The sequence below is a fragment of the Pseudomonas sp. 51_B genome (assembly GCF_017491595.1).
In the GTDB taxonomy this organism is placed as follows: domain Bacteria; phylum Pseudomonadota; class Gammaproteobacteria; order Pseudomonadales; family Pseudomonadaceae; genus Aquipseudomonas; species Aquipseudomonas promysalinigenes.
The window spans coordinates 72,717-97,199 of record NZ_JAFGYW010000006.1 but is presented as its reverse complement, the minus strand read 5'-3'; the positions used below and the strand labels follow the sequence as shown (position 1 = coordinate 97,199).

General features: G+C 60.7%; 24 protein-coding genes. 16 read left to right on the top strand and 8 right to left on the bottom strand.

Going from position 1 to position 24,483, the window contains the following annotated elements; all coding sequences use genetic code 11:
* Nucleotides 1-109: 109 nt before the first annotated feature.
* Nucleotides 110-1,102 (bottom strand): AraC family transcriptional regulator, encoded by a 993-nt coding sequence (locus tag J5M56_RS09835; RefSeq protein ID WP_207936653.1) that lies wholly within the window; start codon nucleotides 1,100-1,102, stop codon nucleotides 110-112.
* 180 nt (nucleotides 1,103-1,282) lie between these two features.
* A complete protein-coding gene (gene aspA / locus J5M56_RS09830; protein WP_060477280.1) occupies nucleotides 1,283-2,707 on the bottom strand; it encodes an aspartate ammonia-lyase in 1,425 nt (474 codons plus the stop codon).
* 182 nt (nucleotides 2,708-2,889) lie between these two features.
* On the opposite strand from aspA, the gene J5M56_RS09825 reads away from it, so the two are divergent.
* Entirely contained in the window at nucleotides 2,890-3,807 is a 918-nt protein-coding gene (locus J5M56_RS09825; protein WP_060477269.1) for a LysR substrate-binding domain-containing protein, read from the top strand.
* Here J5M56_RS09825 and J5M56_RS09820 read toward each other — a convergent pair.
* Nucleotides 3,799-4,428 (bottom strand): hypothetical protein, encoded by a 630-nt coding sequence (locus tag J5M56_RS09820; protein WP_207936651.1) that lies wholly within the window; start codon nucleotides 4,426-4,428, stop codon nucleotides 3,799-3,801. The genes J5M56_RS09825 and J5M56_RS09820 overlap by 9 nt on opposite strands.
* A gap of 270 nt (nucleotides 4,429-4,698) precedes the next feature.
* On the opposite strand from J5M56_RS09820, the gene purE reads away from it, so the two are divergent.
* From purE to J5M56_RS09800, 4 genes are all read left to right on the top strand, one after another.
* The gene (gene purE / locus J5M56_RS09815; RefSeq protein ID WP_012312090.1) at nucleotides 4,699-5,190 is read left to right on the top strand and encodes a 5-(carboxyamino)imidazole ribonucleotide mutase; all 492 of its coding nucleotides are present in this window, start codon (nucleotides 4,699-4,701) and stop codon (nucleotides 5,188-5,190) included.
* 10 nt (nucleotides 5,191-5,200) lie between these two features.
* Entirely contained in the window at nucleotides 5,201-6,283 is a 1,083-nt protein-coding gene (locus J5M56_RS09810; protein ID WP_207936649.1) for a 5-(carboxyamino)imidazole ribonucleotide synthase, read from the top strand.
* A gap of 109 nt (nucleotides 6,284-6,392) precedes the next feature.
* Complete coding sequence (locus J5M56_RS09805; RefSeq protein WP_060477266.1) at nucleotides 6,393-6,638, top strand: GlsB/YeaQ/YmgE family stress response membrane protein; 246 nt, start codon at nucleotides 6,393-6,395, stop codon at nucleotides 6,636-6,638.
* A gap of 49 nt (nucleotides 6,639-6,687) precedes the next feature.
* Nucleotides 6,688-7,221 carry a DUF3299 domain-containing protein gene (locus J5M56_RS09800; RefSeq protein WP_207936647.1) on the top strand — a complete coding sequence of 178 codons (534 nt, stop codon included), beginning with the start codon at nucleotides 6,688-6,690 and terminating at the stop codon, nucleotides 7,219-7,221.
* A gap of 104 nt (nucleotides 7,222-7,325) precedes the next feature.
* Here the strand turns inward: J5M56_RS09800 and J5M56_RS09795 are convergent, their stop codons facing one another.
* The gene (locus J5M56_RS09795; protein WP_207936645.1) at nucleotides 7,326-8,222 is read right to left on the bottom strand and encodes a D-hexose-6-phosphate mutarotase; all 897 of its coding nucleotides are present in this window, start codon (nucleotides 8,220-8,222) and stop codon (nucleotides 7,326-7,328) included.
* Nucleotides 8,223-8,293: 71 nt separating this feature from the next.
* On the bottom strand, nucleotides 8,294-8,692 hold the full coding sequence (locus tag J5M56_RS09790) for an acyl-CoA thioesterase (RefSeq protein ID WP_027917060.1): 399 nt from the start codon (nucleotides 8,690-8,692) through the stop codon (nucleotides 8,294-8,296).
* Nucleotides 8,693-9,050: 358 nt separating this feature from the next.
* Between J5M56_RS09790 and J5M56_RS09785 the strand changes: the two genes are divergently transcribed.
* From J5M56_RS09785 to J5M56_RS09740, 10 genes are all read left to right on the top strand, one after another.
* Nucleotides 9,051-10,340: an MFS transporter gene (locus J5M56_RS09785; protein ID WP_207936643.1), complete on the top strand. Its 1,290-nt coding sequence runs from the start codon at nucleotides 9,051-9,053 to the stop codon at nucleotides 10,338-10,340.
* Between the two features lie 225 nt (nucleotides 10,341-10,565).
* On the top strand, nucleotides 10,566-11,564 hold the full coding sequence (locus J5M56_RS09780) for a phosphate ABC transporter substrate-binding protein PstS (RefSeq protein WP_207936641.1): 999 nt from the start codon (nucleotides 10,566-10,568) through the stop codon (nucleotides 11,562-11,564).
* A 138-nt stretch (nucleotides 11,565-11,702) separates the two neighbouring features.
* Nucleotides 11,703-13,991, top strand: coding sequence for an ABC transporter permease subunit (locus J5M56_RS09775; protein WP_207936638.1), 2,289 nt, complete (start codon nucleotides 11,703-11,705; stop codon nucleotides 13,989-13,991).
* A 17-nt stretch (nucleotides 13,992-14,008) separates the two neighbouring features.
* Nucleotides 14,009-15,679 carry a phosphate ABC transporter permease PstA gene (pstA, locus tag J5M56_RS09770; protein WP_186476153.1) on the top strand — a complete coding sequence of 557 codons (1,671 nt, stop codon included), beginning with the start codon at nucleotides 14,009-14,011 and terminating at the stop codon, nucleotides 15,677-15,679.
* 73 nt (nucleotides 15,680-15,752) lie between these two features.
* The gene (gene pstB / locus J5M56_RS09765; RefSeq protein ID WP_207936636.1) at nucleotides 15,753-16,586 is read left to right on the top strand and encodes a phosphate ABC transporter ATP-binding protein PstB; all 834 of its coding nucleotides are present in this window, start codon (nucleotides 15,753-15,755) and stop codon (nucleotides 16,584-16,586) included.
* A 154-nt stretch (nucleotides 16,587-16,740) separates the two neighbouring features.
* On the top strand, nucleotides 16,741-17,511 hold the full coding sequence (gene phoU / locus J5M56_RS09760; RefSeq protein ID WP_207936634.1) for a phosphate signaling complex protein PhoU: 771 nt from the start codon (nucleotides 16,741-16,743) through the stop codon (nucleotides 17,509-17,511).
* A gap of 164 nt (nucleotides 17,512-17,675) precedes the next feature.
* Nucleotides 17,676-18,575 (top strand): response regulator, encoded by a 900-nt coding sequence (locus tag J5M56_RS09755; protein ID WP_207936632.1) that lies wholly within the window; start codon nucleotides 17,676-17,678, stop codon nucleotides 18,573-18,575.
* 114 nt (nucleotides 18,576-18,689) lie between these two features.
* Complete coding sequence (locus J5M56_RS09750) at nucleotides 18,690-19,592, top strand: M23 family metallopeptidase (RefSeq protein ID WP_207936630.1); 903 nt, start codon at nucleotides 18,690-18,692, stop codon at nucleotides 19,590-19,592.
* 41 nt (nucleotides 19,593-19,633) lie between these two features.
* The gene (locus J5M56_RS09745; protein WP_186476156.1) at nucleotides 19,634-19,936 is read left to right on the top strand and encodes a type II toxin-antitoxin system RelE/ParE family toxin; all 303 of its coding nucleotides are present in this window, start codon (nucleotides 19,634-19,636) and stop codon (nucleotides 19,934-19,936) included.
* The gene (locus J5M56_RS09740) at nucleotides 19,933-20,232 is read left to right on the top strand and encodes an addiction module antidote protein (RefSeq protein WP_060477254.1); all 300 of its coding nucleotides are present in this window, start codon (nucleotides 19,933-19,935) and stop codon (nucleotides 20,230-20,232) included. The genes J5M56_RS09745 and J5M56_RS09740 overlap by 4 nt, the downstream gene beginning before the upstream one ends.
* Nucleotides 20,233-20,271: 39 nt before the next feature.
* On the opposite strand, the gene J5M56_RS09735 is transcribed toward J5M56_RS09740, so the two are convergent.
* The 3 genes from J5M56_RS09735 to phoB all read right to left on the bottom strand — a co-directional run bounded on the left by J5M56_RS09735 (nucleotide 20,272) and on the right by phoB (nucleotide 23,785).
* The gene (locus tag J5M56_RS09735) at nucleotides 20,272-21,612 is read right to left on the bottom strand and encodes a hemolysin family protein (protein WP_207936628.1); all 1,341 of its coding nucleotides are present in this window, start codon (nucleotides 21,610-21,612) and stop codon (nucleotides 20,272-20,274) included.
* 127 nt (nucleotides 21,613-21,739) lie between these two features.
* Nucleotides 21,740-23,047, bottom strand: coding sequence for a phosphate regulon sensor histidine kinase PhoR (gene phoR / locus J5M56_RS09730; RefSeq protein WP_060477252.1), 1,308 nt, complete (start codon nucleotides 23,045-23,047; stop codon nucleotides 21,740-21,742).
* 48 nt (nucleotides 23,048-23,095) lie between these two features.
* On the bottom strand, nucleotides 23,096-23,785 hold the full coding sequence (gene phoB / locus J5M56_RS09725; RefSeq protein WP_003253341.1) for a phosphate regulon transcriptional regulator PhoB: 690 nt from the start codon (nucleotides 23,783-23,785) through the stop codon (nucleotides 23,096-23,098).
* Nucleotides 23,786-23,960: 175 nt separating this feature from the next.
* Between phoB and J5M56_RS09720 the strand changes: the two genes are divergently transcribed.
* Nucleotides 23,961-24,329, top strand: coding sequence for a hypothetical protein (locus tag J5M56_RS09720; RefSeq protein ID WP_207936626.1), 369 nt, complete (start codon nucleotides 23,961-23,963; stop codon nucleotides 24,327-24,329).
* Nucleotides 24,330-24,483: the final 154 nt, after the last annotated feature.

The window sequence follows — 24,483 nt, the reverse complement described above, 5'->3', positions numbered from 1 at the left end:
TTCTCCGGGGGACTGGCGTGAACCCATTTTCACGGGTGACCCGGTGGCGGAGAACGACGCAAACGGCCAAAAGGGGATCGATATGGCCACAGGTTGTGGCCAGTCTGGCTCAACCCCGGAAGTGGCTAGGTGCAACCCCGCTCCAGCGCTGGAAGGCATGACGGAAACTCGCGGTCTCGCTGAAGCCCAAGGTTTCTGCAATGCGGTAGATCGGCATCTGGTCATCGGCCAGCAACTGCTTGGCCCGGTCAAAGCGCAGTTCATCGAGCAATTGCTGGTAACTGCAGCCCAAAGCCTGCAAGTGCCGGCGCAGGGTGCGTGAAGAGCAGTTCATCTGCCGCGCAAGGCCCTCCAGGCCTGGCGCCGCATCCAGTTGCTGCAACAACAGCTGGCGAATCCGCCCCAGCCAGGCCTGGCGGCCGGTGAATTCCAGGTTCAAGCGCCGGCAACGCTCACTCATGGCCTTGTGAGTAATGGGGTCGGCCAGCGGAAGGGGGGTATCCAGCCAGCGCCGCTCGAACGCGAAGGCGGTATCTTCTGCATCGAAGGCAAGGGGGCACTGGAAAGCCCCGCTATAGAGGGGGTGATAGCCTGGACGCGAATGCTCGAAGCGGGCACCGAGCAGCGGTAGTGTGCGGCCGAGCAGGTCGTCGCAGATCACTTTCAGCGACACCAGACAAAATTCGGCATTGAAGGCAGCCAAGGCCGGGCTGTCGTGATAGTCACTGGCACTCAACCAGACGCGATGGCCATCGTCGAGCAAACGCAGCTTGAAGACTGTTCCCAGCAGTGCCGGATAATGCAGCGCCAAGCGCAAGGCGTCACCCAAAGTGGCACTGGAGAGCAGCGCATAGCCGAGCATGCCATAGCACGACACATGCATGCGCCGCCCCAGTTCCAGGCCGATTTCCTCGCGTCGGGCAACGGCGTTGGCGCACACCTGCAACTCTTGCTGGGTGGTGATGCGCGCATCGCTGTGGCCTAGATCGGCGGGGGCTATACCGCTACCGGCGAGCAACGTCGTCGCCTCGCAGCCCTCTTCCTGAAACAGGTTGAGGATCAGCGAAACTGCGTTGAGGGTGGTCAGGTGGCTGTGCAGCATGCTCGGTCATCCCGTGGGCGTGGGAGGCATTATGGAGCAAGTTGTATGCCGAAATGGGCGAGGGCGGATAGTGTGGCAGGGATGAAGCGAAAAAAAGGCCCGCAGCTTGCGCTCGGGCCTTTGAAAGGTTGAGAGGTGTCTAGTCCCTCGACCTGGTGAGACGGTGTGCAGCAGCCTGGTTTACGCTTTCAGCGGCACCAGACGTGGGGCGATCATGTTTTCAGGACGCAGGATGTCGTCGAGCATCGCGTCGTCCAGCAGCTTCTCTTCACGCACCAGTTCCAGTACGCCGCGGCCGGTTTCCAGGGCAACGCGGGCGATACGGGTGGCGTTCTCGTAGCCGATGTACGGGTTCAGGGCGGTGACCAGGCCGATGGAGTGTTCGACCAGCTCACGGCAACGCTGTTCGTTGGCGGTGATGCCAACGATGCAGTGCTCGCGCAGCATGTCCATCGCGCGCTGAAGCAGGCGGATCGAGTCGAAGATCTTGTAGGCGATCAGCGGTTCCATCACGTTCAACTGCAGCTGGCCACCTTCGGCCGCGACGGTCAGTGCCAGGTCGTTGCCCATGATGGCGAAGGCCACTTGGTTGACCGCCTCAGGAATGACCGGGTTGACCTTGCCTGGCATGATCGAGCTGCCAGGCTGGCGCGCTGGCAGGTTGATTTCGTTGATGCCGGTGCGCGGGCCGCTGGACAGCAGGCGCAGGTCGTTGCAGATCTTCGACAGCTTGACCGCAGTACGCTTGAGCATGCCGGAGAACAGCACGAAGGCGCCCATGTCGGAGGTAGCTTCGATCAAGTCGGCAGCTGGTACCAGCGGGTGGCCGCTGATGGTGGCCAGGCGTTGTACGGCCAGGGCCTGGTAGCCAGGGTCGGCGTTGATGCCAGTACCGATGGCGGTACCACCCAGGTTGATTTCGGTCAGAAGCTCCGGGGCCAGCGAGCGCAGGCGCTGGAGGTCTTCGGTCATGGTGGTGGCGAAGGCGCGGAATTCCTGGCCCAGGGTCATCGGCACGGCATCCTGCAGCTGGGTGCGGCCCATCTTCAGAACATGGTCGAATTCCTTACCTTTGGCAGCGAAAGCCTGGATCAGGCTATCGAGGCTGGCCAGCAGGGCGTCATGGCCCAGCAGCAGGCCCAGGCGGATGGCGGTTGGGTAGGCGTCGTTGGTCGACTGCGCCATGTTCACGTCGTTGTTGGGGTGCAGATACTGATACTCACCCTTCTGGTGGCCCATGGCCTCCAGCGCGACGTTGGCGATGACTTCGTTGGCGTTCATGTTGGTGGAGGTGCCCGCACCCCCTTGGATCATGTCAACCACGAACTGGTCGTGGTAATCGCCTTTGATCAGGCGGGCGCAGGCTGCACTGATGGCAGCGTGCTTGGCATCGCTCAGGTGACCCAGCTCACGGTTGGCGTCGGCAGCAGCCTGCTTGACCATGGCCAGGGCCACGACCAGCTTCGGATAGTGCGACAGCGGAACGCCGGAGAGATGGAAGTTGTTGGCAGCGCGCAGGGTCTGGATGCCGTAGTAGGCATCGGCAGGGACTTCCAGGGTGCCAAGCAGATCTTTTTCAACGCGGAACGATGCAGCGGAGGACATGATGGATATCATCTCGATTTTGACCCGGCACATGCCGGAATGGCGCCAATCCTAGGCCTTAAGGCGTTTTTGCCGCCAATGCTGATGCACGCTAACCTATGCACAAACGGCATAGTGATTGATGTGACGCCAATTGACATTCAAGCGTGTTCCATTTTGGTGCGCGCCGGGAGATCTGCTTCATGAACCTCGAAAGCAAGTGGCTGGAAGATTTCAGCGCCCTGGCCTCCACCCGCAGTTTTTCACAGGCGGCTGAACGGCGTTTCGTGACCCAGCCGGCCTTCAGCCGACGTATCCGCAGCTTGGAAGCAGCGTTGGGTCTGACCTTGGTGAATCGTTCCCGCACGCCCATCGAGCTAACCGAGGCCGGGCAGCTTTTTCTTGTCACAGCCCGCACCGTTGTCGACCAGTTGAGCGAAGTTCTTCGTCATTTACATCACTTGGAAGGCGGGCAGGGGGAAGTTATCCAGGTTGCGGCTGCGCACTCGCTGGCGTCGGGGTTTTTCCCGCGTTGGGTGGCACAATTGCGCAACGATGGATTGAACATCGCCACCCGATTGGTGGCGACCAACGTTGGGGATGCCGTGCATGCCTTGCGCGAAGGTGGCTGTGACCTGATGCTGGCATTCTATGACCCTGACGCCGCGCTGCAGATGGACGCCGAGATCTTCCCATCGCTGCACATGGGTACCACCGAGATGCTGCCGGTATGCGCTGTGGGCGCCGACGGCAATGCCTTGTTCGACCTCGAAGGCGATACCAGCGTGCCGTTGCTGGCCTACAGTGCCGGGGCGTTTCTCGGCCGCTCGGTGAACCTGTTGCTGCGCCAGCGCAACCTGCGCTACACCACCGTGTATGAAACTGCCATGGCGGACAGCCTCAAGAGTATGGCGCTTGAAGGCATGGGCATCGCTTGGGTACCGCGGTTGTCCATGCGCGGTGAGCTGGAGCGTGGTGAGTTGATGATCTGCGGTGGTAGCCAATGGCATGTGCCGCTGGAAATCCGCCTGTATCGCTGTGCTTTGGTGCGCAAGGCCAATGTGCGGCTTTTGTGGCGCAAGCTGGAGTCGGCAGGTGGCCCAGGCGAGGGATCAGTTTGAGTGGTAGTTGAGGTAATCGGTGATGGCGGCTCGGTTTGCTTCGCTGTAGTGGTAGCAGTTCGAGCGCAGCGCAATGCGCGCCGGGACCATGTAGCTTTCGCAGAACCAGCCGTTGTAGCGGGTTTCGGCGTCCTTATGGCTGGCCGAGAGCATATGGCCGATGACATGCCCGGGCATCGCGTAGCTGCGCATCGAGGCGATGGCCGTTGTCCCGCTAAGGTGTGCAAGGCCGCCCACGAAGGTCATCCCGCTTTGGTCATAGCTGTCCTTGGTCAGTAACACGTCCTTGTTCATGAACGAAAAGGGCCTGACCGAACGCTGAATTTCGACTCCCCGTGTGAAGGCGTCGAGGGCCTGGATAGCGGTCATCGACTGATAATCGATGTCCGTCAGCCCAGAAATGGCACGCTGGTAGACCAGTTCAATCGGCTGTTGCGTGAAGCTGCGCATTTCTTCGAGCCAATGTCGAAAGTAGTCATCGTGCAGTTGTTGGTCGCTGGTGCCTGCCAGCTCGTCGTGTGGGTAGATCGTGATCACCAGCGCTCTGCGAGCCCAGGCCGGTGACAAGGTCAGGCTGCAGGCAAGGCCCATGACGAGCGCTATTAGGCGGGTTTTGTACATCTTTGCGTCCTTCGATGACCCTGGTCGAAAGGGCGAATTGTCTGAGGCACCATTGCCCTGTGCCAGGGGGAAAAGTTGTCCCGCGAGACAGCTTGCCCTTTGATCCGACATGTGCTTATGGGGGTGGGCGCAGCGCCCCCTTATACGCTACAATCCCGCGCCTTCGGCCGACCCGGTCGATTCAGAATCCGTATGACGAGCCACGCCGGTCTACCTGCGTGGCTTGTTGCTTTTAGCGCGCCACAAGGCGCTTGCAGGAGAGGCTCGACGATGAGTGCACTGGTTGGCGTGATCATGGGCTCCAAGTCCGATTGGTCCACCCTTAGCCACACCGCCGATATGCTGGAAAAACTCGGCATTCCCTACGAAGTGAAGGTGGTTTCCGCCCACCGCACCCCGGACTTGCTGTTCCAGTACGCTGAAGAGGCCGAAGAACGTGGTATCGAGGTGATCATTGCCGGTGCTGGTGGCGCTGCCCACCTGCCGGGCATGTGTGCCGCCAAGACTCACCTGCCGGTGCTGGGCGTGCCCGTCCAGTCGTCGATGCTGTCCGGTGTCGATTCGCTGCTGTCGATCGTGCAGATGCCTGCCGGTGTGCCGGTTGCTACCCTGGCCATCGGCCGCGCTGGCGCGGTGAATGCCGCACTGCTGTCGGCGAGCATCCTGGGGGCCAAGTACCCGCAGTATCACGCGGCGCTCAAGCAGTTCCGTACCGAGCAGACCGACACCGTGCTGGACAATCCAGACCCCCGCCAGGCTTGAGGTTCAACCCATGAAGATCGGTGTTATTGGTGGCGGCCAACTGGGCCGCATGCTGGCCCTGGCGGGAACCCCGCTGGGCATGGAATTCGCCTTCCTCGACCCAGCGCCGGATGCCTGTGCCGCTGCGCTGGGCAAGCACCTGCGTGCCGACTATGGCGACCAGGAGCACTTGCGCCAGCTGGCCGACCAGGTCGATTTGGTGACTTTCGAATTCGAAAGTGTTCCGGCCGAAACCGTGGCTTTTCTGTCGCAGTTCGTCCCGGTCTATCCAAGCGCCGAAGCCCTGCGCATTGCCCGCGATCGACTGTTCGAAAAGAGCATGTTCCGCGATCTGGGTATCCCGACTCCGGCGTTTGCCGACATTCTCTCGCAGGCTGACCTTGACGCAGCGGTAGCCAGCATCGGCCTGCCGGCAGTGCTCAAGACCCGCACCCTGGGCTATGACGGCAAGGGCCAGAAGGTTTTGCGCGCGCCTGAGGACGTAGTCGGCACCTTTGCCGAACTGGGTAGCGTGCCCTGCCTGCTTGAAGGTTTCGTGCCGTTCACTGGTGAAGTCTCGTTGGTGGCAGTGCGTGCTCGCGATGGCGAAACCCGTTTCTATCCGCTGGTGCACAACACCCACGAAAGCGGCATCCTGCGCCTGTCGGTGGCCAGCGAAGGGCACCCGCTGCAGAGCCTGGCTGAAGACTACGTTGGCCGTGTGCTCAAGCAACTGGATTACGTCGGGGTAATGGCGTTCGAGTTCTTCGAAGTCGATGGTGGCCTCAAGGCCAACGAAATCGCCCCGCGGGTGCACAACTCCGGCCATTGGACCATCGAAGGAGCCGAGTGCAGCCAGTTCGAGAACCACCTGCGTGCCGTCGCTGGCCTGCCGCTGGGCTCGACCGCTAAAGTGGGCCAGAGCGCCATGCTCAACTTCATTGGCGAAGTCCCGGTGGTGGAGCAGGTCGTAGCCATCGACGACTGCCACCTGCACCACTACGGCAAGGCCTTCAAGGCCGGTCGCAAAGTAGGCCATGCCACCCTGCGCAGCAACGACATGGCCACCCTCAAGGCCAGAATCGCCGAAGTAGAGGCGTTGATCAGCAACTGATCGACGTGCCCGATCGAACTTCTGCAAGCGGCTTGCCCTCTGAAATGGCAACAAGCCAAAGTGCTGTCTAGGCTTTGGCTTGTTCCATCTTCACTTCAGAGGGACTGTCATGGGCATCATTGGAACCATCTTCATCGGCCTTATCGTCGGCCTGCTGGCCCGCTTCCTGAAGCCGGGTGACGACAGCATGGGCTGGATCATGACGATTCTGCTGGGTATCGCAGGCTCGCTGCTCGCCACTTATGGCGGCCAGGCACTGGGCATCTACCAGGCAGGCCAGGCTGCTGGATTCATCGGTGCACTGATTGGTGCGATCATCCTTCTGGTGATCTACGGGTTCATCAAGAAACGCTGATTACTGGTTAGAATGCTCGGCAATTCATTCTGAGTTGTCGAGCATTTTCATGCGTGCCCTTTTTCTTGTTCCCCTGCTTCTGGCCAGCACACTGGCCCATGCCGAGCTGCCCGAAACCGATTGGCTGGAACTGATGCCCAAATCGGACCAAAAGGCGCTCGAAGCCATGCCCGAAATCGACCACAACTCACCGGAAGCCAATGGCACCTTCACCGCCAAGGGCGGGCTCAAGCAGAGCAAGGGCCTGCCAGCGGTGATGTACTCCACCAAGACCGTGGCCGCCATGAATGGCAAGGAAATCCGCCTGGGCGGTTACCCCGTTCCGCTGGAAAGCGATGCCAGGGGCAACAGCACGCTGTTCTTCCTCGTGCCCTACCCGGGTGCCTGCATTCACGTGCCACCACCGCCGCCTAACCAGTTGGTATTGGTGCGGTATCCGAAAGGGCTGAAAATCGCGGATATCTACACACCGCTGTGGGTCAGCGGCAAGCTGAAAGTGGAGAAGGTCAGCAATGACCTGGTCGATGCGGCTTATGCGCTGGATGCAGCGAAGGTCAGGGTAGTGGAAGATGCTGACCTCTGAGCGGCTGAACTGGCCTATTCGTGGCTAAAGCCGCTCTTACGAGTTTGTGCAGCCCAGTAGGAGCGGGTTCACCCGCGAACAGGCCAGCCCTGCAAAGGCATCATTCAGAGCGCGTCACTAGCGATCTTCACCTGCAGTGAATGACTGGCGCCGGGCTTGAGCTCAACCACATCATCCCAGACATTGGCCGTTTCGATGCACAACATTCGCTGCCAGCCATCATCGGCCATGTCTGGCAAATCCTTGGCCCGCTCGGTCCAGGGGTTCCAGATCACCGCCGAGCGTGACCCGCTGCAGGTCAAGGTAATCCGCCGCGCCCAGTGCGGGTCGACGATGCTGAGCGCCTGTGGCGTGTCCAGATAGATACGGTCGGTTTCCCCGGCAAACTGCAACGCCCCTTGTTGTTGGCGCTGCTCCCAGTCGGCCAGGGTTTCGATGTAGAGCAGCCCATCTACGCCTTCAACCCGGGCCTGGCGCACGTCGCTGACGGCGAAGTAGCTATGCAGGGCCTGGCTGATGGTCACCGGGCTGTCGCCCAGGTTGCGGCTGGTCAGAGACACGCTCAGCGTGTCGCCCAGTTCGATCAGCAGTTTCAGCTGAACGTCATGGGGCCAGCCCGGCAACTGGCCACGGGCTTGTGGCAGCTCGAATTCGATCTGCAAGCTCGCCCCCTGTTCCTCGACACCGAGCAGCTGCCAATCGCGGGTGCGTGCCAGGCCATGGGCGGGCGCTTGCTGGCCGCCGTACATGGCCTGCACCGGCTCAGGGTTGCGCTGCAAGTTGCCAAACCAGGGCCAACACACTGGTACACCCGCCCGCACCGATTTGCCTTGGGCGAAGATGGCCTGGTCGCTCAGCCACAACAGCGGCGGCTCACCAATACGCTGGTAGCTGAGGATCTGGGCGCCCTGCTGGGCGATCAGTAGGTCGGCACGCTCGTTGCTGATGCGCCAGCAGTTGAGTTCGCCGTGTTGCTCGGATTCGACCTTGAAGGTAGCCATTGCGCTCTTCTCATTGATTGCCTGTGGGCCTTGGACCCGGTGACGTGCAATGAGTTTACCGCCCGCAAGGCTTAGCGACGAGGCACCGAGCGGGTGCGGCCGCTGCCATCGATGGCGACGAACACAAAGGTCGCTTCGGTGACTTTGCGCCATTCGCTGGACAACGGGTCATCGCTCCACACTTCGACCATCATGCGGATCGAGCTACGGCCGATTTCCAGTGTCTGGGTATAGAACGACAACTGCGCGCCGACTGCCACCGGCACCAGAAATGCCATGCGGTCGATGGAAACCGTGGCTACCCGGCCACCGGCGACGCGGCTGGCCATGGCGGTGCCGGCCAGGTCCATCTGCGCGACCAGCCAGCCGCCAAAGATGTCGCCGAAGCCATTGGTTTCGCGCGGCAGCGCGGTGATCTGCAAGGCCAGATCGCCCTGCGGGATAGGATCTTCTTGTTCGAGTTCAATCATGCGATGGGGCCTCTGACCCGTGACGCTTTCGTTGGTGTAGCGCAATGCCGGGAAAACGATTCAGCTGACAACATACTACGCCGAATCTGTTTAGATGGGCGGCTATAGGGAAACTCTGCGAAACCGTCTGACACTCCGACCGGCGTTTTCGCACAACTTCCCACGCTTGACGCAAACTTTTCCTACGAACGGGCAGTATATATAGCCTGTTGCCGAGCGACGACTGGGTAGTCATGAATATCTGTATGGATTTTGTATCGCTTTCAGCCAGGCTCGGCAATTTGCTATCTTCGCTCCTCGCCTAATCCAGAAGCCGCGTGCCAAGCGGCCTGCATGCCCTACAAGAGAACAACGAGCGATGACCTCCGTGCCGAGCAGTATCGAGCAGCCCTCGCGGCCGCTGACCCGCAGTGACTACAAAACCCTCTCACTGTCGGCCTTGGGTGGCGCGCTGGAGTTCTACGACTTCATCATTTTCGTGTTTTTCGCCACCGTGGTCGGCAAGTTGTTCTTCCCAGCGGACATGCCCGAATGGCTACGGCTGATGCAAACCTTCGGCATCTTTGCCGCGGGCTATCTGGCGCGTCCGCTGGGCGGCATTGTCATGGCCCACTTCGGTGATTTGCTAGGGCGCAAGAAGATGTTCACCTTGAGCATTTTCATGATGGCCCTGCCTACCCTGATCATGGGCCTGCTGCCGACGTATGCACAGGTTGGCATGCTGGCACCGATCCTGTTACTGCTGATGCGCGTGATTCAAGGCGCGGCCATTGGCGGCGAGGTGCCCGGTGCCTGGGTATTCGTCTCCGAGCACGTGCCGGCGCGCAACACCGGCTATGCCTGTGGCACGCTGACTGCTGGGTTGACCGCGGGTATTCTGCTGGGCTCGCTGGTGGCGACGCTCATCAACACCCTCTACAGCGCCGAACAGGTGGTTGATTACGCCTGGCGTATACCGTTCGTGCTGGGCGGTGTGTTCGGGTTGTTCTCGGTGTACCTGCGCCGCTGGCTGCATGAAACCCCGGTGTTCGCCGAAATGCAGCAGCGCAAGGCCCTGGCAGAAGAGTTGCCGCTGCGCGCGGTGCTGCGCGATCACCGTGGCCCAATCATCCTGTCGATGCTGCTGACCTGGGTGCTGTCCGCCGGCATCGTGGTGGTGATCCTGATGACCCCGGCGTTGCTGCAGAGCCTCTACCACGTCAGCCCCACCGACTCGCTCAAGGCTAACAGCCTGGCGATCGTACTGCTCAGCATTGGCTGCATCGGCGCTGGCAGCCTGGCCGACCGCTTCGGTGCTGGCCGGGTATTCGTGATCGGCAGCCTGCTGCTGCTGGCCAGTTCCTGGACCTTCTACCACAGCCTGCCGACCCGGCCGGACCTGCTGTTCCCGCTGTATGCCATCACCGGCTTGTGCGTGGGAGTGATCGGCGCTGTGCCCTACGTGATGGTCAAGGCGTTCCCGCCTGTGGTGCGGTTCAGTGGGTTGTCGTTTTCATACAACGTTGCTTACGCCATCTTCGGTGGGCTTACGCCCATGGTGGTGACTGCGCTGCTCAAAGTGAGCCCGATGGCGCCTGCTTATTATGTGGCAGGCCTGTGTGCCGTCGGGCTACTGGTGGGCTTGTACCTGCTCGCCAATAAGCGCTGATCTGCACCAAGGTTTCCGGCCTCTTCACGGTTGAAGCCGTCCCCCCGAGTCTTGCAGCCACTGTAAGGCCTGGTAGGGGCGGCTTTGACCGTAAAGAGGCCGAATCTGTTTTCAATGATGGCCTTTCATCCATTTGTCACAATTAAGTCATATCGTATTCATGCGGCCTGCAGATACTGGGCCCCGTTCCATCCAACACCCCAATATTCCTGCTAGGAGCAAGGCATGAAACTGAAGCGTTTGATGGCGGCCCTCACCTTTGCCGCCGCTGGCGTTGCAACTGCCAACGCGGTAGCCGCTGTCGATCCTGCGATCCCGACCTACACCAAAACCACGGGTGTGTCGGGCAACCTCTCCAGCGTCGGTTCCGACACCCTGGCGAACCTCATGACCTTGTGGGCCGAGGCCTACAAGAAGGAATATCCGAACGTAAACATCCAGATTCAGGCTGCCGGTTCCTCGACCGCGCCACCGGCGCTGACGGAAGGCACCGCCAACCTCGGCCCGATGAGCCGTAAGATGAAGGACGTCGAGCTGCAGGCCTTCGAGCAGAAGTACGGCTACAAACCGACCGCGATCCCGGTCGCCGTCGACGCACTGGCGGTGTTCGTGCACAAAGACAACCCGATCAAAGGCCTGACCATGGCTCAGGTCGATGCCATTTTCTCCTCCACCCGCCTGTGCGGCGCCAAGACCGACGTCAAGACCTGGGCCGACCTGGGCGTGACGGGTGATCTGGCTAACAAGCCGGTGCAGCTGTTCGGCCGCAACTCGGTGTCGGGCACCTATGGCTACTTCAAGGAAGAAGCCCTGTGCAAAGGCGACTTCAAGCCTAGCGTCAACGAGCAACCAGGTTCCGCTTCGGTGGTGCAGTCGATCAGCTCCTCGCTCAATGGCATTGGCTACTCGGGTATCGGCTACAAGACCGCCAGCGTCAAGACCGTGCCGCTGGCCAAGAAAGAAGGCGGCGAGTTCGTCGAAGACAACGAAACCAATGCCCTGAACGGTAAGTACCCGTTGTCGCGCTTCCTGTATGTCTACGTCAACAAGGCGCCGAACAAGCCGCTGGCTCCGTTGGAAGCTGAGTTCGTCAAGCTGGTGCTGTCGCAGGCCGGCCAGCAGGTGGTGGTCAAGGATGGCTACATCCCACTGCCGGCCAAAGTGGTCGACAAGACCTTGGCCGACCTGGGCCTGTCCCATACGGACAATGTTGCCAAGAAATAAGTAATTGGGGTTGAGGCCGGCGTTGCTACCGGCCTCTTCCACGACTTCCCAGTCCGTTGCCAGGGTTCCTGAGCGGCGGGCTTTTTTGCGTCAACTCACTGTCATGTTTTTGTCATACAGGACCGCTAGGGTGTGCGCATGAACGATCTGGCCAATTCCACAATGACCCCGAACTCCCCGCCCGTGCGGATTGACTTCAATACGCCCGAGTTGCAACGCAAGCGCCGCATGCGCGCCCTCAAAGATCGCCTGACCCGTTGGTATGTCCTGGTAGGCGGGCTTGCTGTGTTGGCAGCCATTACGCTGATCTTTTTTTACTTGGCCTATGTCGTACTGCCGCTATTTCAGGGCGCCGAGCTGACAAGCAAAAAGGCCCTGACGCCGGCCTGGCTGCAGCAGGGTGCTGGCAAGCCGCTGATGATTGCCCTCGAAGAGCAGAACCTTGTGGGCATGCGCGTTTCGGACAAGGGGCAGGTCATCTTCTTCGACACCAAGAGCGGCAATGAGCTCAGTAGTGTCGACCTTCCGCTCCCCCCAGGCGCCCAGGTCACCTCGATCAGCGCCGACCAGCCGGGCAGCCCGCTGGTGGTGCTCGGTTTGTCCAATGGCCAGGCACTGGTATTCCACCACGCTTATAAAGTCACCTACCCGAACAACAAAAAGACCATCAGCCCCGCTATCGACTATCCGTATGGCCAGCAACCGTTGGTGCTCGATGACCAGGGCCGCGCGCTGGAACACGTGAGCGTCAACGTCAACGGCGATACGCTGATGCTAGCCGGCTCTACCGGTGCGCACCTGCAAGTGGTCGAGCTGTCGCGCAGTGAAAACATGCTGACCGGTGAAACCACCACCGAGCAAAACCGCATTGAACTGCCGCAGATGACCGAAGCGGTGAAGAACATCTTCATCGATCCGCGCCAACAATGGCTGTACGTGATCAACGGCCGCGCCACTGCCGATGTCTTCAGCCTGCGGGACAAGAGCCTCAACGGCCGCTACAAGCTGTCCGAGAGCGCCGATACCGAAATCACCGCCGCTACCCAACTGGTTGGGGGGGTATCGCTGATCATAGGGGACTCCAAGGGCGGCCTGGCTCAGTGGTTCATGGCCCGCGACCCGGATGGTGAACAGCGCTTCAAGCAGATTCGTACCTTCCAGCTGGGTAAGGCAGCGATCGCTCAGATCGATGCCGAAGAGCGCCGCAAGGGTTTCATCGCTCTGGATGCCGACGGCAAGCTTGGCGTGTTCCACAGTACCGCGCACCGCACCTTGCTGGTCGAGCCGGTGGCCGAGGGTGCTGGCGTCCTGGCCCTTTCACCACGCGCCAACCGCATTGTCATCGAAGAAGGCGGCAAACTACTGCCGTTGAGCCTGCGCAACCCGCACCCTGAAATCTCCTTCAGCGCCTTGTGGGGCAAAGTCTGGTATGAAAACTACGACGCACCCCAGTACGTCTGGCAGTCGACGGCGTCCAACACCGACTTCGAGCCCAAGCTGAGCCTCTCGCCTCTGACCTTCGGTACGCTCAAGGCAGCATTCTACGCGATGATCCTGGCGGCCCCGCTGGCCATTGCCGCTGCCATTTATACCGCCTACTTCATGGCCCCTGGCATGCGCCGCAAGGTCAAGCCGGTGATCGAACTGATGGAAGCGATGCCAACGGTGATCCTAGGCTTCTTCGCCGGGCTGTTCCTGGCCCCTTACCTGGAAGGCCACTTGCCCGGCGTCTTCAGCCTGTTCCTGATCATGCCGCTGGGCATTCTGCTGACGGGCTTCGCCTGGAGCCGGCTGCCGGAGTCGATCCGCCTGCGTATCCCTGACGGCTGGGAAGCGGCGATCCTGATCCCGGTGATCCTGGCCATCGGCTGGTTCGCCCTGGCGGTCAGCCCATTGCTCGAAAGCTGGTTCTTCGGTGGTGACATGCGCCTGTGGATCACCAACACCCTGGGTATCCGCTATGACCAGCGCAACGCCCTGGTGGTCGGCATCGCCATGGGATTCGCGGTCATCCCTAACATCTACTCGATCGCCGAAGACGCCGTGTTCAGCGTGCCACGCAGCCTCACCCTGGGCTCTCTGGCCCTGGGCGCGACGCCATGGCAGACCCTGACCCGCGTGGTGATACTCACCGCCAGCCCAGGCATTTTCTCGGCATTGATGATTGGCATGGGCCGGGCAGTGGGCGAGACCATGATCGTGCTGATGGCCACCGGCAACACCCCGGTGATGGAGCTGAACCTGTTCGAGGGCATGCGCACCCTGGCCGCCAACGTGGCTGTGGAAATGCCCGAGTCGGAGGTGGGCGGTAGCCACTACCGTGTGCTGTTCCTCGCCGCCCTCGTGCTGCTGATGTTCACCTTCGTCATGAACACCTTGGCCGAGCTGATTCGCCAGCGTCTGCGCAAGAAATACTCGTCGCTTTGATAGAAAGGTAGCGATCCGTGAAAAAGGATTCCCTCAAAGGCTGGTTCAAAAGCGGCGCCCCAGGCGTCTGGATCAGCGGTGGCGCAGTGGCCATGGCGGTGATCATGACCGTCGGCCTGCTGGCAGTGATCGCCGTGCGCGGCCTGGGCCACTTCTGGCCGGCCGACCTGATTCAGGCCACTTACAAGGTGCCCGGCCAGGCTGACCTGGTGGTTATCGGCGAGGTGGTGCAAAAGGAAGAAGTGCCACGCGCACGCCTCAAAGGCGCCGGGTTGCCGGTGCCGGATGACGGCCCCGAGTTCATGACCCGAGAGCTGATCAAGGTCGGTAACCGCGACCTCAACGGCAGCGACTTCACCTGGGTGGTGGGCGAGTGGTTGTCGGACCAGCAGCACCCAGCCGACCTGATCGCCCTTGAGCGCCGCGAGTGGGGCAACTTCTACGGCTACCTGGTGAGCGTCAAGCAAGACGGCCGCGTGGTGGCCCAAGGCCCGGGGGCGTGGAACGAGCTGCAGGCTCGTCTCAAACGCGCCAACCAGCTCAATAGCGAGCTGCAAACCCTCGAGAAGAAAGACATCGGTGCCATCAACCATGGCCTGGAGCGCCTGCGTCTGCAGGGGCGCAAGCTGGAACTGGACGGCAAGCTGGACGCCGCCGCTCAGGCCGACATGGACGCCGAGCGCGCCGAGCTCAATAGCCGCTACAAGGCCATCGAAGAGCGCCTGCTCAGCCTGCACCAGGCGTTTGCCCGCGATAGCCTGGTGGCCCGTGACGGCAGTGGCCGAGAAGTCGAGATCAATCTGAGCAAGGTAGTGCACGCCATCCAGCCCAACGGCATGTCGGTGTTGAGCAAGCTGGGCACTTACTTCGCCAAGGTGTGGGAATTCCTCAGCGACGACCCGCGTGAAGCCAACACCGAAGGCGGGATCTTCCCGGCCATCTTCGGTACGGTGATGATGACCCTGATCATGGCCGTGATCGTCACGCCTTTCGGCGTACTGGCTGCTGTCTACCTGCGCGAGTACGCCCGGCAAGGCCCGGTGACCCGCTTGATCCGCATCGCCGTGAACAACCTGGCCGGTGTGCCGGCGATTGTCTACGGCGTGTTTGGCCTGGGCTTTTTCGTCTATGTGCTGGGTGGCTCTATCGACCGATTGTTCTTCCCTGAAGCGCTGCCGGCACCAACCCTGGGTACTCCAGGCTTGCTCTGGGCTTCGCTGACCTTGGCATTGCTGGCCGTGCCAGTGGTGATCGTGGCCACCGAAGAGGGCCTGGCGCGGATTCCGCGTACCGTACGCGAAGGGTCCCTGGCCTTGGGTGCGACCAAGGCCGAAACCCTGTGGAAGATCGTTTTGCCGATGGCGAGCCCTGCCATGATGACCGGCATGATCCTCGCCGTGGCCCGCGCCGCCGGCGAGGTGGCGCCGCTGATGCTGGTGGGGGTGGTCAAGCTGGCACCTTCGCTGCCTCTGGACGGTAACTACCCGTACCTGCACCTGGACCAGAAGATCATGCACCTTGGCTTCCACATCTATGACGTCGGCTTCCAGAGCCCGAATGTGGAAGCGGCACGCCCGCTGGTCTACGCCACTGCTTTGCTGCTGGTGCTGGTGATCGCCACGCTGAACCTGTCTGCCGTGTGGATCCGTAACCACCTGCGCGAGAAATACAAGGCGCTCGATAGCTAAGCCTGATGTGCAAGCGTGCCGCCTGCTAGCCAGGCGGCCCTGTGAAACGAATTGATAGCGTATGGAGTTGACCATGCAGCAAGAATCCCATACCCACGGCATCGATATGTCTGCCCTGGGCCGCGACAAGCAGAGCCTGCGCCTGGCCGAAGAAACCGTGGCCATCGAAGTCCCCGGCCTGAGCCTGTTCTATGGCGACAAACAAGCCCTGTTCGATGTGCAGATGAACATCCCCAAGCAGCGCGTGACCGCCTTCATCGGCCCGTCCGGCTGCGGCAAGTCGACCTTGCTGCGTACCTTCAACCGCATGAACGACCTGGTCGACGGTTGCCGCGTGGAAGGCGCGATCAATTTGTACGGCAACAACATCTATCGCAAGGGCGAAGACGTGGCTGAGTTGCGTCGCAGAGTCGGCATGGTGTTCCAGAAGCCCAACCCATTCCCCAAGAGCATCTACGAGAACGTGGTCTACGGCCTGCGCATCCAGGGCATCAACAAAAAGCGTGTGCTCGATGAAGCCGTGGAGTGGGCATTGAAGGGCGCTGCACTGTGGGACGAGGTCAAGGATCGCCTGCATGAGTCTGCCCTGGGCTTGTCCGGTGGCCAGCAGCAGCGCCTGGTGATTGCTCGTACCATCGCCGTGGAGCCAGAAGTGCTGCTGCTCGACGAACCCTGCTCGGCCCTGGACCCGATCTCGACGCTCAAAGTCGAAGAGCTGATCTACGAGCTCAAAGCCAAATACACCATCGTCATCGTGACCCACAACATGCAGCAGGCGGCCCGGGTTTCGGACTACACAGCGTTCATGTACATGGGCAAGCTGATCGAATTCGGAGACACCGACACGTTGTTCACCAACCCTGCGAAAAAGCAGACCGAGGACTACATTACCGGTCGTTACGGCTGATTCAGTCCAGATGACTACGTGGCATCTGTTGGAGCGGATTCACTTACCAAGCAGGCGGCCTGACACCGGCTTTGCCGGCGATCGCAGGTGAGCTGCTCCGACGGGGCCCGATACGAACCACTTGAAGCTTGCAGCTGCTTCGCGGAGCGAAACGATGATCAACAAAGAAAGCCTGACGCACCATATTTCCCAGCAGTTCAACGCCGAACTGGAAGAGGTGCGCAGCCACCTGCTGGCCATGGGTGGCCTGGTCGAAAAGCAGGTGAACGATGCCGTTACCGCGCTGATCGAGGCGGACTCGGGCCTGGCCCAGCAGGTGCGAGAAGTCGATGAACAGATCAACCAGATGGAGCGCAACATCGATGAAGAGTGCCTGCGCATCCTTGCCCGTCGCCAGCCTGCGGCCTCCGACCTGCGGCTGATCATCAGCATCTCCAAGTCGGTGATCGACCTCGAGCGCATTGGTGACGAGTCGACCAAGATCGCCCGCCGCGCTATCCAACTGTGTGAGGAAGGCGAGTCGCCCCGTGGCTACGTTGAGGTGCGACACATTGGCGACCAGGTACGCAACATGGTGCGCGATGCCTTGGATGCCTTCGCTCGCTTCGACGCCGACCTTGCGCTGGCGGTGGCCCAGTACGACAAGACCATCGACCGTGAGTACAAGACCGCGCTGCGTGAGTTGGTCACCTACATGATGGAAGACCCTCGTTCTATCTCCCGTGTGCTGAGTGTGATCTGGGTGCTGCGCTCGCTGGAGCGGATCGGCGACCATGCGCGCAACATCTCCGAGCTGGTGATCTACCTGGTACGCGGCACCGACGTGCGCCATATGGGCCTTAAGCGCATGAAGGCAGAGGTCGAAGGTAACGCAGGTGAAGCGGGTGAAAACGCTAATGTTCTGGGCAAAGCTGACGATAAATAAAGTTGCTCGTGAGCATCGACGCCCGGCCTGTGCCGGGCGTTTTCGTTGCTGGCAGAGCAAAACGGCAGGCACCCGCGAACGATGCGAAGAAGTCCCGGCGTGACCAAGAGTTGGCAAGTGGCCACCATTGCGCGGTAGGCTAGTCGGGTTCAAGAGGAGTATCGATGAGTAAAGTCAATGTGCTGGTCGTGGACGACGCACCGTTCATTCGTGACCTGGTCAGAAAGTGCTTGCGCAATGCCTTCCCTGGCATGGTCATCGAAGATGCGGTCAATGGTCGCAAGGCCATGGCCATGCTCGGCAAGGAGTCGTTCGACCTGGTGCTGTGCGATTGGGAGATGCCAGAAATGTCCGGCCTGGAGCTGCTGACCTGGTGCCGTCAACAGCCGCAGATGAAGGATTTGCAGTTCATCATGGTTACCAGCCGTGGTGACAAGGAGAACGTGATTCAGGCCATTCAGGCAGGTGTTTCCGACTTCGTCGGCAAGCCGTTCACCAACGAGCAGTTGCTGACCAAGGTGAAAAAAGCCCTGACCAAGATCGGCAAGTTGGAAAGCTTGATTGCTGGTGGGCCGGCACGGGTGAATTCTGCATTCGCCAACGATTCGCTCAATGCGTTGACCAGCGGCAAGCCGGAAGCCGCCAGGATGGCGGCGCCCGCAGCGGCGCCGGCAAAGCCATTGCTCAACCCGCCCAAGCCGCAGACCGCAGCAGCCGCGGCTCAAACCGGGCGTGGGCAGGGCCAACTGCGTCTGTCCAGTGGCACTCAGTCTTGCGTGATCAAAGCATTGAGCCTCAAGGAGGCGTTGTTGGTGGTGCGCCGTAGTGCAGCGCTGCCACAGGTGCTCGAGGGTGCGGTACTTGACCTGGAACAGGGTGAAAACGCCGAAGTGGCTCGCTTGAACGGCTATCTGCACGCCATCGCGGCCTTGGAGCCCAAGCCTGAGAGTGATTGGCTGCAGTTGACCTTCAAGTTCGTCGACCAGGATGCGCAGAAGCTCGACTACCTCTCGCGGCTGATCGCCCGCGGCACCCAGCAGAAGCATTTCACCCCCGGCGCCTGACCTGCTGTTGGAGCGGCAACGCCGCTCCAAAGGGGCGTTCCGACCAGTTGCACGACTGCCGTGCAATGGCGCTGCTAGTCTTCGACAGATAGTCACTGTCAAAAAGCCACTATCATGCCAGCCGCCGCCCGCTTGCTGTTGTTGTGTGCCTTGCTGTCGGCCTCGGCGTCGAGCTTGGGTGTGACGGTCTACAAGAGCGTCGATGATGCCGGTGTGGTGTCATATTCCGAGCGCTACAGCCCTGGCGCCAAAACCTTCGAACTTGGCGAGCCGATCCTCGACCAGATCGAGGGCAAGCTGCGCCTGCAGGCCGAAACCTTCCCCGGCGGGGTGCGTTTCATGGTGCGTAACGAGTCGTACGTGCCCATGCAGGTGGAGCTGTACATCGACAAACTGAACAACGCCTTCGGCGGCAACCAGCCGCGCCATGTCCGCATGGTGGTAGGGCCACGTTCGAGCAAGGTGCTCAGTTCTGTGCTGGCAGCGCCTGGCGGCCAACTGCAGTATGCCACCCGCTTTCAGTACGCCATGGGCGACCCGGCCCCGCGTTCACTGGCCTACCGCTACCCGTTCCCCTGGAAGGGTGGGCCTTTTCGCCTGACACAGGGGCCTAACGGCCGCTTTAGCCACTTCGGGCCGAAAAGCCGCTACGCCATGGACATTGCCATGCCCGAAGGCACGCCAATCATTGCCGCGCGCGGCGGCATGGTGGTGAAGGTGGAGAATGGCCAGAGTGGCCGGGGGACCAATCCAGGGGGCAATTTTGTGCGCATCTTGCACCCTGACGGCACCATGGGCGTCTACCTGCACCTGATGCAAGGGTCGGTGAAAGTGCATGAAGGGCAGCAGGTCGTGGTCGGGCAGGCCCTGGCCAAGTCTGGCAATACCGGCAATAGCACCGGCCCCCACCTACATTTCGTGGTGCAACGCAATGTGGGGCTGGCGCTGGAGTCGATACCGTTTCAATTCGACCGTCCACTTGGCGGGTTGCCGGACTTCACGGCCGGAAACCCGTGAGTAATCTTGCTAGAGTGTGATTTATAAGCTACAAATTGCCCATGAAGAGTATCAAGCAGACAGCCACCTACAGGAATTGGGAGCGCAAGCTACGGGACAAGCAGGCTAGGGCAATAATTGCTGCACGCGTTTTTCGCCTGGCGCATGGTTTGCTTGGTGATGTCCAGCCAGTGGGTCAAGGTATCAGCGAACTGCGTATCCATCACGGACCCGGTTACCGTATCTATTATCAGCAACGCGGTAATCAGTTGGTACTGTTGTTATGTGGTGGGGACAAGAGCAGCCAGTCGCGAGATATCGAGACAGCGAAATCACTGGCCAGCCAGTGGAGTGATGATGAATGAAAGAACAGTTTTATGATTACGACCCAGCCGAAGCGCTGACCGATGCAGAGTCCATTGCCATATTCATGGAGGATGCGTTTGAGACGGGTGACGCGGCGTATATTGCGCAGGCCCTCGGTGTAGTGGCCCGCGCTAAGGGTATGACCACTATTGCCACTGAGGCGGGGGTTTCCCGGGAGCATCTGTATCGGTCGTTCTCGGAGAAAGGTAACCCTACGCTCAAGACGATGTTGGCTGTGATGCGAGCGGTTGGTCTGGACCTGACCTCCCGCAGACACAGCAAACCTGCGCAGTGATACGAATAAACCAGCGGGGCCATCGAGCGGCCCCGCAAGTCAATCCAGCTTAAGCACCTTGGCCAGGACAATCTTGGGCCCTTTCATCTTCTTGATGATGATGCGCAGGCCTTCGACCTCCAGCGCTTCCTCTTCCTCAGGCACGCGCTTGAGGGTCTCGTAGACCAGGCCGGCGAGGGTTTCCGCCTCGATGTGGTCAAGGTCGACACCGAGCAGGCGCTCGACCTTGAACAGTGGCGTATCGCCGCGCACCAGCAACTTGCCTGGCTGATAGGCGAGGATGCCGCGTTCGGTCTTGCGGTGTTCGTCCTGAATGTCGCCCACCAGCACTTCCAGCACGTCTTCCATGGTCAGGTAGCCGATCACCTTGCCGTCGGCTTCCTCCACCAGCACGAAGTGCGCGCCGCCCTTGCGGAACTGCTCCAGCAACTGCGACAGCGGCATATGACGTGATACGCGCTCCAGCGGGCGGGCCAGGTCTTCAAGGTCGATGGTTTCGGGCAGGTGTTCGAGCTCGGCAAGCTCAAGCAGCAGGTCCTTGATATGCAGCAAACCCGTGAACTCCTCACGCGCGGCGTCGTACACCGGGTAGCGGCTGAACTTGTGCCGGCGCACCAGGGCGAGGATCTCTTTGAGCGGCGCATGGGCGTCGATGATGACCATGTCCTCACGGGAATTGGCCCAGTCCACCACTTCCAGTTCGCCCATTTCCACGGCAGAGGCGAGCACCCGCATGCCTTGGTCGCTTGGGTCCTGGCCACGGCTGGAATGCAGGATCAGCTTGAGCTCTTCACGGCTGTAGTGGTGCTCGTGGTGCGGGCCGGGCTCACCTTGGCCTGCGATGCGCAGGATGGTATTGGCGCTGGCGTTGAGCAGGTAGATGGCCGGGTACATGGCCCAGTAGAACAGGTACAGCGGCACCGCCGTCCACAGCGACAGCAGTTCGGGCTTGCGGATGGCCCACGACTTGGGCGCCAGCTCGCCGACCACGATGTGCAGGTACGAAATAACGAAGAACGCGACGAAGAACGACACCGCCTTGACCACTTCGGCGCTGTCCACGCCCAGGTAGGCTAGCAATGGCTCGAGCAGGTGGGCGAAAGCGGGTTCACCGACCCAGCCCAGGCCCAGCGAGGCCAGGGTGATGCCTAGCTGGCAGGCCGAGAGGTAGGCGTCGAGCTGGTTGTGGACTTTGCGCAGAATGCTGCCGCGCCAGCCATGCAGTTCAGCGATGGACTCCACGCGGGTAGCGCGCAGTTTGACCATGGCGAACTCGGCAGCAACGAAGAAGCCGTTGAGCAGTACCAGCAGGAAGGCAAAGAAAATCATGCCGAAATCGGCGAATAACGAGGCGAGGCTGAAACCAGGGGAAGGGTCCATGATGGAGTTTTTACGGGGTCCGTCTTAGCAATGGGGAGAAAAAAAGTGCCAGCTCTTGCTGGCACAGGGGGTTCAATGTAGCCGCTGGGGCTCTAAAAGCAAAGGGCTGCCAGATCGGCTCAACGCTTCAACTTTCGCGGCTGGCCAACTGAGCCGTAGAAAAATGGCAGGTGAATGTGCTGCCATGGCCCGGAACGCTGCTGATTTCCAGTTTGCCTCGATGGCGCATCAGCACGTGTTTGACGATCGCCAGCCCAAGCCCGGTCCCGCCGGTATTGGATGCGCGGCTGGAGTCGACCCGGTAGAAGCGTTCAGTCAGGCGCGGCAGGTGCTTGGCGTCGATACCCACCCCAGAGTCCTGCACCGAAAGGTGCGCGCCCTGATCGTCGCCCCACCAGCGAATGCGAATGCTGCCTTCGTCCTGGGTGTACTTGACCGCGTTGAACACCAAGTTGGAGAAGGCGCTGCGCAGCTCTGACTCGCTACCTTTCAAACGCAAGCCTGGTGCCGCCTCAAGGGTGATTTTCTGATTGCGTGGGCCAGACAGCGCTTGGGCATCGTGCTTGATCGCGGTGAGCAGTGCGTCGACCGCCACCGGCTGGTTGTCCGACGGGTAATCGGTGGCTTCCAACTTTGCCAGCAACAGAAGGTCGTTGAGCAGGGTCTGCATGCGTGAGCCCTGCTGGGACATCTGCTGCAATGCCCTGGCCCAGCGCGGATTCACATCTTCGACGTTATCCAGCAGGGTTTCCAGGTAACCGGTAATCACCGTCAGCGGTGTGCGCAGTTCGTGGGATACGTTGGCGACGAAATCCTTGCGCATTTGTTCGAGCTGGTGAATACGGGTGACGTCGCGCACCAGCATCAGATGCTCATTGTTGCCGTAACGGGTGATATGTAGCTGCACGCGCATGCGGTCATTGATCGGGGAGGGGATTTCCAGCGGTTCGGCGTAATTCTCTGCCTCGAAGTATTCCTTGAAACGCGGGTGGCGTACCAGGTTGGTCACCGGCTGGCCACCATCCTGGGGGGTCTTGAAGCCGAGCAGCGTCTCTGCTGCGCGGTTCCACCACTCCAGGTTGCCATCGCTGTCGAGCATGATCACCGCGTCGCGCAGGGCGGCAGTGGACTCCTGCACCCGGTCGATCACCGCCTGCAAGCGCCCGCGCACCCGCTGGTCGCGGCGTTGCAGGTGGTAGATGCTGTCGAACACCTCGCCCCAAAGCCCGTAACCATCCGGTGGTGCCTCGTCGGGTTGGTGATTGCGTAGCCAGTCATGCAGGCGCAACAGCTGCTTGAGGGTCCAACCCAGGTAGAGTGCCAGGCCAATGGCCAGGCTCCAGCCGTAATAGCCGCTGACCAGGCCACCGATCAGGCAGACGCTGATCAGCAGCAGCAGGTGGCGAATCAGGGTGGCGTGCCAGTTCTGGTTCAATTGACGGTCCTTGTACAGCGGCTTGCGGCTTGGTGCTGGTAGGCTCGATCAGCTTTTGGTCGAGAAGCGGTAGCCAGTGCCCCGGACGGTTTGTACCAGATTTTCGTAAGCCTCACCCAACGCCTTGCGCAGGCGACGGATATGTACGTCGACGGTGCGCTCCTCGACATACACATTACCGCCCCACACTTGATCCAGCAGCTGGCCACGGGTGTAGGCACGCTCCTGGTGAGTCATGAAGAACTGCAGCAAGCGATATTCGGTCGGGCCCATCTCGGCCGGCTTGCCGTCGATGGTCACGCGGTGGCTGATCGGGTCGAGCAGCAGGCCACCGACTTCGATCGGCGCTTCACTGTCGCTTGGGCCGGTGCGCCGCAGCACGGCCTTGAGCCGAGCAACCAGCTCCCGTGGGGAGAATGGTTTGGTGATGTAGTCGTCGGCACCCACTTCCAGGCCCTGGATCTTGTTGTCTTCCTCGCCCTTGGCAGTGAGCATGATGATCGGGATGTCACCGGTGAGCTCGTCGCGCTTGAGGCGGCGTGCCAGTTCGATGCCAGACGTGCCGGGCAGCATCCAGTCGAGCAGGATCAGGTCAGGCTTGCGGTCGACGATAATCGCGTGGGCCTGCTGGGAGTTTTCCGCCTCAAGGCAGTCATAGCCGGCCATTTCCAATGCAACGGCGATCATCTCGCGAATAGGCGCTTCGTCGTCGACGATCAGAATGTTTCTGCCAACCATGCTTAAAACCTCTCCCAGGATTCGTGTCTTGGCCCGCATTAGATAACGGAATTATTGCAGCTGTGTGACAGGGCGTTGGCCGTTCTGGCGACATTGCATGACTGCGCTAGGCTTCACAGGGCCGCCAAGGCGGTAAACAGGCTGCACTCTACCCCCCGAATTCACGGTGATTCCAATGACACGACATACGCTGAGCTGGATGGCCCTTTTCGCTGCAATCGCATTGCCGGGGGTGGCGTCTGCCCAACCTGCCATGGAGAAAGACGGCATGTTGGTCGACCACAAAGGCATGACCTTGTACACCTTCGCCAAAGATGCCGACGGCAAGTCGATGTGCAATGGCGACTGCGCGATGAACTGGCCTCCCCTGATGGCCGGGATGGACGAGAAGGCCGAAGGCAAATGGACGCAGATCAGGCGTGACGACGGCAAGATGCAATGGGCCTACGACGGCAAACCGCTCTATACCTTCGTAAAGGACAAGAAAGCCGGAGACATGACCGGTGATGGCATGAAGGACGTCTGGCACGTTGCCAAGCCCTGAGAGCACCGCTTAACCCCGCCTCAGCCCTGAGAGACGGCTTTAGCCGCGAAGTACGCAATGCGGTGCACCGCATCGGCTGCGCCGGTGTGGGCGGCTAGAGCTGCTCTGGGAAGCATGCGCAAGCTTTCAGATGACCTCAACCCTGTAGCAGCGT